At 68.5% G+C, this 12239-nt stretch carries 2 protein-coding genes (1 of these 2 only partly in view); both read left to right on the top strand.

The genetic code is table 11. The features are described from left to right. Nucleotides 1-699, top strand: partial view of a beta-ketoacyl synthase N-terminal-like domain-containing protein gene (locus DK842_RS05870; RefSeq protein ID WP_114060628.1) — the 3' end only. The gene continues 6456 nt to the left of window position 1, outside the view; only the last 699 of its 7155 coding nucleotides appear in the window; its start codon lies off the left edge, out of view; the stop codon is at nucleotides 697-699. After that, nucleotides 696-12239: a beta-ketoacyl synthase N-terminal-like domain-containing protein gene (locus DK842_RS05865; protein ID WP_114060627.1), complete on the top strand. Its 11544-nt coding sequence runs from the start codon at nucleotides 696-698 to the stop codon at nucleotides 12237-12239. The genes DK842_RS05870 and DK842_RS05865 overlap by 4 nt, the downstream gene beginning before the upstream one ends.

Below are 12239 nucleotides of genomic sequence, written 5' to 3'. Positions count from 1 at the left end.
GATGGCGACACGGTTTATGCCCGCATCGCGGCGCTGTCGTGCAACAACGATGGCCGCACGGCCGGTCCGGCGACGCCCAATCTGGAGCGCCAGACCGCCCTGATGCGCCGGGTCCTGGCCAAGTCCGGCCTGAATGCCGGAGATATCACCCATATCGAAACCAATGGCTCGGGCACCAAGGTGACCGATCTGCTTGAGCTCAAGGCGATCAACGCCGTCTATGGCCGCCTGTCTGGTGGCGAGGCGCGGCGGCAGTCGTGCGCGCTGGGGTCGATCAAGCCCAATATCGGCCATCCGCTGTGCGCGGAGGGCATCGCGAGTTTCATCAAGGCGGTGCTGATGCTGCATCACAACCGTTTGACGCCTTTCCTGTCTGGCCAGCAGGGCCTGCGCCATTTCGACCTGGACGCTTCGCCGTTCTATTTCCCGCGCGAGGCGGAACTGCCGCCGCGCGATCAGCCTCTGACCGTCGCGATCAATTGTTTCGCCGACGGCGGCACCAACGCCCACGCCATCCTGCAGCGCGCCGAAGAGCCGGTCGCCGCGCCCGCGCATGCGCCGCTCGCGCGGCCCGAGCTGCGCCGGCAGGCCCAGGCGGTCCGCGCGCCTGGCATGGCATCCATCGAACCCGTTCGCGCACGCGACAAACGCGCGCCGCATCCGCGCGCGACCACCATGATTTGGGAGCAGTATCAATGACCAAACCGATCGCCGAGCGCGTCATCCATTTGTCATCTCGCAACCCGGTTGTCGGAGAGCACAGGGTCTACGGAAATCCGGTGTTTCCGGGCATGGCCTATGTCGATCTGATCTACCAGCTCAGCGCCCCGCATGGCGTGGATTTCCGGACTCACGCGCTGGGCCCGCTGCGCATCCACCGGCCGCTGGTCGTTCCACCGGGAGAGGACGGGCTGTCGATCCGCGTGCGCATTCTTCCTGCCGGGCAAGACCGTTACGCCGTGGTCGTCGAGGACGCCGGCGCGGCGAGAGAGGATGGCCGATACGCCAGCGCCGAACTCGCGCCCATCCGCGCGGGCGAGTTGGGTCCCGTCGAGCGGGACGTGTCCAACTGGCCGGGCGATGGCCGGGTAGAAGCGATGTCGGCGCTGTACGAGCGTTGCCGGGAAAGCGATCTTGTCCATGGCGGCTATATGCGGGCCCATGGCGAAATCCTCGTCGATGGCGAAGGCGTGGCGGCGCGGCTGGCGTTGGATCCGGCGGCAGAGTCCGACGCCGAACGCTTCCTGTTCCATCCGGCTCTGCTCGACGCAGCGGCGATCGCCTCGCGCGCATCCGCATTCGCGCAGGACGGCGATCTGTACCTGCCGCTGGTGATCGAATCCTTCGTCGCGACGGCGCCGATCACCGGGCCGTGCCTGGTGCGCATTCCGAATGACGGCATCATCGCGCGTGGCGAGATCGTTACGATGTCGCTCGATTTTTTCTCAGTCGACGGAGTCTGGCTGGCGCGGATCAAGGGATTTTCCGCCAAGCGGGTGCGCGACGCGCGGGCGTTCGAGCCGAGAGCGCTTTCCGCCGATGCCGGACGCGCGCCTGCTCCTGCGAAAGAGCAGCCTGTCCGTCCGCAGCCCGCGGCGGATGAGCGGACAACCAGCGCCGTCGTGGCCAGCCTGCGCGCGATGATCGCCGGCAAGCTGCGCACCGACGCGGACGAGGTGGCGCTGGACAAGGGTTATTACGAGCTCGGCCTTGAGTCATCCGACCTGCTGGACCTGGTCGAGGCGGCCGGCCGCATGCTGGGCAGGGAGCTGTCGCCGACGCTGATGTTCGAGTATCCGACGCTCGCCGAACTGGACGAATTCGCCGCGCGGGAGGCGAGCGATGGCGGCCGGGCGGAGCGTTTCGTCGGCGCGCCGCCGGAAGCGCCCCAGCCAAATCCCGCCGCGCCGGCGCGCTTCCGCTTCGCCGCCGAGGAGGCCTATCTGCAGGACCACAAGGTGCTCGGCAAGCTCGCCTTGATGGGGGTGACCCATCCCTGCCTGGCGGTCGAGGCCTTGGCGGAGCGGGATGGGGCGATGGCTTTCCCGCTCGCCTTGTCGCATGTGAGGATGGAGGGCGGGCCGATCACGCTGGAAGATGGCGAAAGCGTCGAGCTTTCCGTCGAATGGTCTGGCGAAGGAGATGCGCGCCGGTTCGAGGTCAGCTTCGCCCGCGACGGACAGCGAGGCGGCCAGGTCTGCTGCCGCGGCGGCGTGGAAGCGCGGCGCGCGTTCGCGTCCGAACGCCGCGACATCGGCGCGCTGACCGCCGGCCTGGCGCCGCTGTCCGCGGCCGAGATAGACGCGTGGTACGGGCGGGTCGCGCAGTTCGCGGTCGGGCCTTTGCTGCGGACCGTATGTTCGGCGCATACGGACGGCGCCGGACTGCTGGTGAGCCGGGTGACGCTGGACGAAGGCGCGCGCAAGGGCGGCCGAGATCGCTACGCGTTCGATCCGCTGTTGTTGAACAGCTGCTTTTTCATCGACCCCGCTTCGAACAGCGGCGAGCCGTCGCCGATGTACGTGCCGCTGATGATAGAGAGGATCGAGCTGGCCCGGCCGCTGCCGGCCGACGTGTATCTGGTCAACCGGATGCGCGTGCTTCGCGCCGGCTACGCGGCTTTCGACGTGGACATCCTGTCGATGGACGGCGAAACGATAGGACGGATCGTCAACGCGTCGGTCCGCGCCGTCGCCGATCCGCAGGCTTTCGCCAACGCCCGCTTCGCGGACGTTTCTCGCGCGGAGGCTGCCGATGGCTCCGCCTCCCGCGCGCGCGGCGGCGACATCGCGATCATCGGGCTGGCGGGCCGCTATCCGGATGCCCCGACGCTGGACCAGTTCTGGCGCAATCTGTCCGGCGGCCGCGACAGCATCGCCGAGATTCCCGCCTCGCGTTGGGATCACGCGCGCTTCTTCGATCCGGACAAGAACGCGGCGGGCAAGACTTACAGCAAGTGGGGCGGCTTTCTTGACGACGTGGACTGCTTCGACCCGTATTACTTCGGCATCACGCCGCGTGAAGCGGAGCTGATGGACCCGCAGGAACGCTTGTTCCTGCAATGCGCGGTCCATGCGATAGAAGACGCCGGCTATACGCGCGAGGGCTTGGCCCGCTGCGCGCCGGCGCGGGACGGCAAGAGCGCGTCGGTCGGCGTGTACGTCGGCCTGATGTACCAGGAATACCAGCTGTACGGCGCCGAGCAGACCCAGCGCGGAGATGCCGTCGCTTTGTCGGGCAGCGCGGCCACGGTGGCCAACCGGGTATCGTATTTCTGCAATTTCACCGGCCCGAGCATGGCAGTCGACACCATGTGCTCGTCGTCGCTGACGGCGTTGTCGCTGGCTTGCCGCGCGCTGGAGCGCGGCGATTGCGCCGCCGCGCTGGTAGGCGGGGTCAACCTGTCGCTGCATCCGAACAAATACCTGATGCTGGCGCAGGGGCGGTTCGCATCCAGCCGCGGTCGGTGCGAGGCATTCGGCAAGGGCGGCGACGGCTACGTGCCGGGCGAGGGCGTGGGGGCTGTTGTGCTGAAGTCGCTGGCGCGCGCCGAGGCCGACGGCGATCACATCTACGGCGTGATCCGCGCGTGCGAGATCAACCATGGCGGCCGTTCGGCCGGTTATTCGGTGCCCGGCGTGCGGGCGCAGTCCGAAGTCGTATCCAGCGCCTACCAGCGCGCGGGCGTGTCGCCGCGCGAGGTGAGCTATATCGAGGCGCATGGCACCGGCACCTCCTTGGGCGATCCGATCGAAATCGCCGCGCTGTCGTCGGCGTTCGGCGAATCGGGAGACCGGCAGTTCTGCGCGATAGGCTCGGTGAAGTCCAATATCGGCCACTGCGAGAGCGCGGCCGGCATCGCAGGGCTGACCAAGGTGTTGCTGCAGATGCGGCATCGCCGGCTGGCGCCGTCGTTGCACGCCGATGAACTCAATCCGGCGATCGCGTTCGAGCGCTCGCCGTTTTCGGTGCAGCGCTCGCTGACCGACTGGCCGGCCGGGCCCGGCGGCGCGCCGCGCATCGCCGGCCTGTCGTCGTTCGGCGCGGGAGGCTCCAACGCGCATGTGGTGGTGGAAGAGCATAAGCCATCCACGGCGAGGCGCGAGGCGCCGATCGGCCGCTTGGCGGTTCCGCTGTCGGCCGGCAGCTGGGAGCAACTGCGCGAGCTGGCGTCGGCGATGGCCGGGCGCGTCGGCGATTGGCTGGCCGGCGAGCCGGACGAGGAGGCGCGGCGGCTGCTGCTGGCCGACGCGGCCAGCACGCTGCAGCTCGGCCGCGAGCCGCACCGTTTCCGGCTCGGCATCGTCGCAACGTCGCTCGAGACGCTGGCCGACCAGCTAAGCGCTTTCGTCGCGGCCGATCCGCTGGACGCCGCAGCATCGGCCAAACTGGGCGAGCTGGGCATTCATGCGGCGGAAGCGAAGCGCGGCGGCGCGCTGGCGGAGCTGTCCGCCGGCGACGTCGAGCTTCTGGTAGCGGCATGGGTGGACGAGAACAAGACCGCCGAGCTGCTGCGCTTTTGGTGCCGCGGCGGCGCGCTGGACTGGCGCAGGCTGCGCGCTGGCCGCAACGCCGGCGGATTCGAGCCCCGCCGCGTCAGCCTGCCGGGCTATCCCTTCGCCAAGGAGCGTTACTGGGTGCCGTCCCTGCTTGGCGAGCCGGCCGGCGCGCGGCAACTTGAGACGGTTCCGGCGCCGGCGCGTCCGGCCGCCGCCGCTAGGAAGGCCCCCGTTTCGGCCTTCGATCGGCTGGCGTCGGCGCTGGCCGAGATCAGCGGCTTCCCTGCGGACAAGCTGGATCGCGATGCCGATTTCGAGGCGCTGGGCCTGGATTCGGTGATGATCGCCAAGTTGAACCTGCGCATCGCGGGGTGGACCGGCGAGACCGACGCCGCGCTGCTGTTCAAGTACAAGACGCTGGACGCGCTCGCCGCCTACCTGGATGCGCGCATCGTCGAACCGGCTTATGCTGGAACGGATGCCGGGGATGAAGAGGCCGAGCCCGCGATATCCGCTCCGGAGCTAGTCCGCGGCGGCGGCGAAGAGGATGCCATCGCGATCGTCGGCATGAGCGGGCGTTATCCGCAATCCGAGACGCTGGACGCGTTCTGGTCGAATCTCGTCGGCGGCGTAGATTGCGTGACGGAGATCCCGCGCGAACGCTTCGATTACCGCGAGATCTACCGGCCGGACGAAAAGGGCAAGACCGACTCCATCTACTGCAAATGGGGCGGCTTCCTCGGAGATGTCTCGCAGTTCGACGCGCCATTCTTCAATTTGCCGGCGCAGGACGCCGCGCTGATGGACCCGCAGGAGCGGTTGTTCCTCGAGTCGGCGTGGACTTGCTTGGAAGGCGCCGGCTATCTCGGCGCCCGCTGGCAGTCCGCGCCGCGCAACGTCGGCGTGTTCGCCGGCGTCAGCTTCAACAACTACCAGCTGATCGGCGCGGATGCGCTGGCGGACCGCGCGCCGTTCTATCCGGCCGGTTCGCAGACGTTCTCCGTCGCCAACCGCGTGTCATTCTTCTTCAATTTCACCGGTCCCAGCGTCGCAGTCGATACCGCGTGCTCGTCCTCGCTGTACGCGCTGCACCTCGCATGCGAAAGCCTGTGGCGAGGAGAAGTGGACGCCGCGCTGGCGGGCGGCGTCAACCTGACGCTGCATCCCAGCAAGTACCTGACGCTGTGCGCGTCCAGCTTCGCGGCCAGCGACGGGCGTTGCCATGCTTTCGCCTCCGGCGGCGACGGTTACGTGCCCGGGGAGGGCGTGGGCGCCGTGCTGTTGAAGCGCCGCGCGGACGCCATCAAGGACGGCGACCGCATTCTGGCGCTGATCCGTGGCACCGGCGTCAGCCACGACGGCAAGACCCAGGGTTTCACCGTGCCGAATCCGGTCAGCCAGACCAAGGCCATCCAGGCGGCCCTGGCGCGCGCGAAAGTGCCGGCCGAGACGGTGGGCTATATCGAGGCGCACGGCACCGGCACCGCGCTTGGCGATCCGATCGAGATTCAGGGTTTGATGGACGCCTATCCGGCGCAGCCGGGACTGGTCCGCGGGCTGGGCTCGGTCAAGGCCGGCATCGGCCACGGCGAATCCGCCGCCGGCATCGCGCAACTGACCAAGACGGTGCTCCAGCTGCAACACCGCACGCTGGCGCCGACCGTGCTGCATGGCCCGCTGAATCCGGACATCCCGTTCGGGAAGGCGGGCTTTCATGTGCCCCAGCAGGCGAAGGATTGGCCGCTTATCGAATGCAACGGCCAGGCCCAGCCGCGCCGGGCGGGCATCAGCTCGTTCGGCGCGGGCGGCGTGAACGTGCATGTGATCGTCGAGGAGGTGCCGGCGCTCGACGCCGCGACGGCAGGAGAGGACGACGGCCAGGCGCATGTGCTGCCCTTGTCCGCCGCCGCCGGATCGCAGTTGCCGGAGCAGGCGCGGCGGCTGGCGGATTTTCTGGAGGGAGAGGCAGGCGGCAGGCATTCGCTGCGCGAGGTCGCGTTCACGCTTCAGCACCGCCGCCCGGCGTTCCGCCACCGGCTGGCCCTGGTGGTGCGCGACGCGGGCGACGCGGTCCGGCAATTGCGCGATTGGCTGGCGCAACCGGACGCCGCGCGCTCCGGTGGGCCGTATCGAGGCGATAGTCTGGATGCTGCGGGAAAAACGCTGGCTGCGCCCGATCATGCCGACCTGAGCGGCTGCGCCAGGGCCTGGGCGGCTGGCGCGCGGTTCGAATGGCCGGGCGCGGCGTCGCGGCCGGGCGAATTGCCCAGAGGCCGCTGCGCGCCGCTGCCGACGTATCCCTTCGCTACGAAGCGCCACTGGATCTCCGACATACTGCCTGCCGCGTCCAAGCCGGCGGCCGCCCGGCCGCAGCCGGCCAAGGAGATCGCCAGGTCAGACGACCTCGACGCCTGGCTGATGGAAACGGACTGGGAAGAAGTGGATGCCGCGGACGAGCGTCCGGCGCCCCGGCGCATCGCGCTCTGCTGCGACGACGAGACCGCGCTGCGCGACTGGACTCAAGGCTGGCCGGCCGAATGCGTCGCGATCGAGCCGGAACGGGGCGGAGGCTTCGGCGCGCGGCTGTCGGAGATGCTGGAGGCCGGCGACTGCGAAGCGTTTGTCTTCGTGTTGCCGCATCATCGCCTGTCTCTGCCGCGCGCTGAACTGGACGGCGGGGCGCTTGAGGCGGCGTTCCGTCGCCAAGCGGAGCGGCTGGCCGAATGGGTGGCGCGCGCGGTGGACGCGTCGGCGCGGCGCAAGGGGATCAGGCTCGCCCTCGTCAATCTGACGGACAGGGGCGAGGTCGATCCTATCCAGGAGGCGCTGTCCAAGTATTTCAGCTTCCTGCGTTTCGAAGTGCCTGAGCTCGGCAGCGTGGCTATCGACGCCGATTCTTTCGATCCGCTGACGCTGTCGCGTATCGGCGGGGAGCTGCACTGCGGACAGGGCGACACGCGCGTGCGCTTCGCCGACGGACGGCGGCTGTGCCAGCGGCTGCGCCCGCTGCCTGCCGGCGTCGGCGGCGTGCGGCGAGCGTTCGACGCGTCCGGCACGATGATCGTGACGGGCGGTTTCGGCGGGATAGGCTTCGCGGTGTTGGAGTGGCTGATCGACAAGGGCGTGAAGTCGTTGATCGTGATCGGACGCAAGCCGGTGTCCGCGGCATTGCGCCATCCCAGCCTGCCGAACGAGACGACGATAGACGCTTTCGCTAGCGAGCTGGCCCGGACGCGCGGCGTGGCCTTGCATTACGTCCAGTCCGACTTGAGCGACGAGGCCGCGCTCGCACGGCGGATAGGCTCGCTGCGCGAGCGGCTCGCCGCACCGGTCACCGGCGTGTTCCACCTGGCGGGCGTCACCACCGAGAGCATCCCGATCCGCGAGACGACGGCCGCCACCCTGGCCGAGCTCGCGCGGCCCAAGCTGATCGGCGCGCATGTGTTGGACCGGCTGACGCGGGACGACCCGATACGCTACTTCTGCCTGTTTTCGTCGATTTCGTCGGTGGAGGGCATGCAGGGCAACGGGCTGAGCGCGTACGGGGCGGCCAATGCGTCTCTGGTCGCGTTCGCAGCGGCCAGGCGCAACGCCGGGCGCCGCGCCCAGGTGGTGCAGTGGACCGATTGGGACGGCGCGGGCATGGCGGTGGAGCACAATCACCGCGCGTTTTTCGACGCGCTGGGCATGTCCATGCTGACGCCGAAGCAGGGCGTGCAGCTGCTCGAGCGCATTGTCGCCGACGACATCGGCGAGGCGATCGCCTTCGACGCGGATTGGGACAAGTACGCGCGCGTCAACCGCGGCGTGCAGCGCCTGCCGGTTTTTGCGCACTATGCGGCGCGCTTGCGCAAATCCGGTCCCAACGCCGGTTCCGCCGGCCCAGAATGTCCAGGTTTGATCGGCGAGCGCGCGGAGCGGGGCGGCGCCGACGTGGCCGGCTTGTTGTTGTCCGAGCTGGGCGCGCTGCTGGGGCGGGACGATCTTCACCTGGATCAGACATTCGCCGAGATCGGCCTGGACTCGATCAACTCGCTGGCGTTCTTCTCCGGCTTGTCCGAGCGGCTGGCGTTCGAGGTGCTGCCTTCGTCCATCTTCCGCTACCCGACGATAGGCGGCCTCGCATCCTTTATCGGCGAAAACCGCGGCGCGCCGGCCGGCAAGGCTGAGCCGGCGGACGGGGTTGCCGCTCCGCGGGGAGCGTCAGAGAGCGATGCAGACAGCGGCCGCATCGCCATCGTCGGCATGGCTGGACAGTTTCCGCAGGCGGACGGCCTGCCGGCATTCTGGACCCGCTTGATGGAGGGTTACGACGGCGTGTCGCATTATCCGCGCGCGCGCCGCGACTTGCTGGGGTTGCGGGACGCGTTCGGCGACGAAGAGCTGGAAACCGTGCATGGCGGCTATCTCGACGGCATCGACCTGTTCGATCCGGGCGCTTTCGGCATTTCGCCGCGGGAGGCGAGGCTGATGGACCCCCAGCAACGGCTGTTGATGCTGAACGCGCGGCGGGCGATCGAGGACGCGGGCATCCGCGGCGACGCCGGTTTCGCCAACACGGGCGTATTCCTGGCGCAATACGCGAGCCAGTACATGCAATTCGCCAACGACTACGACAAGGACAACGCATTGTTCATCGCCACGGGCAATGCCAGTTCGATCGCCGCGAACCGGTTGTCGTACCACTACGGTTTCAACGGGCCCAGCTTGGTGCTGGACACCGCGTGCTCGTCGACGCTCGTGGCCTTGGACATCGCTTGCCAGTATTTGCGCAGCGGGCAGATCGATTTCGCCCTCGTCGGCGGCGTCAGCCTCAATCTGAACCCGCGCCTGACGCGGTTGCTGCAGGATGCCGGCATGTTGTCGCCGACCGGCCGCTGCCATACTTTCGACAGGGGCGCGGACGGCTATGTGCCGGGCGAGGGCGTGGGCATGATCGTGCTGCAGCGGCTGGGCGACGCCCGTTCGCGCCGCAAGCGCGATCCGGCGCGGAAAATCTACGCGGCCATCGCGGGCACGGCCATCAACCAGGACGGCAAGAGCAACGGCATGACGGCGCCGAACGGCTTGGCGCAGGAAACGGTGATCCGCCGCGCGTTCGAGCGCGCGGGATTCGAACCGTCGCAGGCTGGCTATATCGAGACGCATGGCACCGGCACCTATCTGGGCGATCCGGTGGAGATCGAGGCGCTGGGAAATGTGGTGAATGCCGGCCGCGATGCCGGGAAGCCCTGCGTGCTCGGCTGCCTGAAGACCAATATCGGCCATCTGGAACCGGCGGCCGGCATCGCCAGCGTGATCAAGGCGGCGCTCTGCCTGCATCTGGAGACGATACCGGCCAACCGGCACCTGCAAACGGTCAATCCGCTGCTCAAGATCGCCGAGCCCGGTTTCGTTTTTCCGAGCGAACCCACCCGTTGGAGCGGACCGAACCGCGTCGCGGGCGTGAGCTCCTTCGGTTTCGGCGGCGTCAACGGCCATGTCGTGCTGGCCTCGGTCGACGACGAGCCTGCGGGGCCGGACGACGGCGACCGTACGCGGCGCTTCATCGACGGCTACCCGCCGCATGGCCTGGCGATGAAGTCCTACTGGATCCGCGTCCGGGACGAGGCGATCCTGGCTGAGGCCGCGGCAACCCGGACGGTCTCTTCGCAGCCGGCTCCCATGCCGGCGGCGGAGCCTTTCCTCGGCCTGGTCCGGGTGGAAAGCCCGGCTGAAGAGTTGCGCTTCGACCTGGCGCTGCGCCCCGGCGAGCCTGGGCTGGCCGACACCGGCAATTTCCATGTCGGTTTCTATCTTGACGCGATCTACCGGATTTTCACCGGCCATTTCGGCAGGGCGCGGTTGAACGTCCGCCGCTTCGAGTTCCGGGTGCCGCTTCTGATATCTGCGCACGCCGATACCCAGGTCCGGATCGTCGTCAAGGACCTGGGCGCGGCCGGCTACCGCGTGACGTTCAGCTATCGGCCGGAGGCGGCGGGCGGCTCGGCGTGGACGACCACGGCCGAGGCGAGCGTAGATGCCGCCGCCGAGGCGCCGGCTCAGGAGCCCAGCGAGCGGAGGATGGCGTCCATCCTGAGCGGCGTCGCGGTGCCGAGCCGCGCGCTGGACGAGGATGGCTTCTACCGCCGCTATACGGAAATGGGCTTCCCGGCGCACGGCCATGTGCGGGCGGTGCGGGAGTGCCGCTTCCATGACGGATTCAGCCTCGCTTCGCTGCGGCTGGACTTCGGCCGGGAAGACTACGGTCTGGGCGCGCATCCGGGCTTCCTCGACGCCGCGCTGCAGCCGTCCATCCTGCTGGCCGATACCGACGGCCGCACGCCTTACATGACGACGGCGATGGAAAACATCCGCCTGAACGGCAGGCTCGCGAGCGGCGGCGACTATCGGCTGGTCAGCATCCTGCTGCCGTCAGCCGCGGACGCCGGCGCGCGGCGCTTCTCCACCGCGTGGGCGGTGGTCGACAGCGATGGCGACAGCGTCGTGGCCTGCGCGCTGGCCGAACTGCTGCAGCTCGGGGGCGGCAACGAGGCGGCGTCCAGCAAACTGGATTCGCTGTTCGCCGATGGCGGCGCGCCGAGCTCGGCCGGGCTGTTGGCCGTCGTCGCCGGCTTGCTCGATTGCGACGCGGCCGACATCGACCTCGACAAGGCGCTGCTCGAGCTGGGCATGGATTCTCTGATGTTGATGAAGCTTCAGCAGCAACTCGACGAGCAGAGTCTGACGGTCAAGAACCTGTTCCAGGCGACGTTGCGCGATCTGATCGTCCGCTTGGACGGGGCCGTCCCGCCCGCGCGGATCAAGCCGGCGGCGGCCCCCGCCGAGGCGGAGACAGAAGGCTTCGCGCCGTTCACCGCGCTGGCGCCATGGTCGCGCGAGCGAGCGGCCTGGGTGCGCGGACAAGCGCGCAAGCAGTCCCGCATCAGGCTCTATTGCTTCCCTTACGCGCACATGCCGACGACGGTGTTCAAGGGCTGGCAGGAGCTGATGCCGGATCACGTCGAGGTCCGGCCGATCGAGTTGCCCGGACGGGGCGACCGCTGGCGGGAACGCCCGGTGCAGGACGTGTGGACGGTGGCGTCGACGCTCACCCAGATGCTGGGCGACGAGCTGGACCAGCCATTCGCGGTCTACGGCCACAGCGCCGGGGCGCTGATGGCCTATGTCTGGAGCCTGCACCTGCGGGCATCGGGCTTGCCGCTGCCCCGGCATCTGTTCGCTGCGGCTTTTTCGGCGCCGGGCGCCGGCGAGAACCCGGTGATCCGCGACATGCGCGCCACCTATGTCCGGCACGGCCTGCCGCGGATGCCGACGCTAGACGATATTTGCGAACCGAACGCCGGTCCGTTGATCGCGACGTTGATCGACGCGCTGGAGCATTCGATGCGCGAGGCTGGATTGTTCAATTTCAGCCGTGACCTGATCCATGCCCAGCTGCCTTCGCTGGTGGCGACGTTCGAGATGGTCGAAGCCTTCCGGATGCAGCGTGTCCCTCCGCTGCCTATTCCTATTTCCGCGCTGCACGGCGTTCAGGATATCCAGGTGGAAGAGAGCGATGTCCGCGCATGGCGGAAGCTGGGCAATGCCGGGTTTGAATTGCTGCGCTTCGAGGGCAATCACCTGTTCATGGACTCTGATCAGTGCATGCGGGAGGTGGTGTCGTTCGTCGGCGGGAAGCTGAGCGAGCCATCTTCCGCGGAGAGGCGCGGCCAGGAGCCGTTGATCGATCACGCCTGA

The sequence above is a fragment of the Chromobacterium phragmitis genome, assembly GCF_003325475.1.
Classification (GTDB): Bacteria; Pseudomonadota; Gammaproteobacteria; order Burkholderiales; family Chromobacteriaceae; genus Chromobacterium; species Chromobacterium phragmitis.
Note: the sequence above shows the minus strand (reverse complement) of the source record. Positions and strands in the feature narration are given on the sequence as shown.